At 44.4% G+C, this 223-nt stretch carries 1 protein-coding gene; it reads left to right on the forward strand.

Going from position 1 to position 223, the window contains the following annotated elements:
- Positions 1–223, forward strand: a 223-nt coding sequence (locus HJV72_RS19125) for a hypothetical protein (RefSeq protein ID WP_208073458.1), incomplete at both ends; no start/stop codon positions are given.

Genomic DNA, 223 nt, shown 5'->3' on the forward strand with positions numbered 1-223 from the left:
GCATTATCAGTAAGAGAATACCGAAACAACCTCGCAGCGTCTTTCACCAAAGCTGACAATGGCGAGCAGGTACTAATTCGCAGGAAAAACGAGATTTACGCTTTGGTAAAAGTTGGTCGTGAAGATTTGATGATAACCCCGGAGCTGCAAGCAAGGATTGACAAGGCAAGGGAAGAAATCAAATCCGGAAAGTGTGTTACCCTCAAAAGCAGTGAGGATATTG

The organism is Extibacter sp. GGCC_0201 (assembly GCF_017566055.1).
GTDB lineage: Bacteria > Bacillota > Clostridia > Lachnospirales > Lachnospiraceae > Extibacter.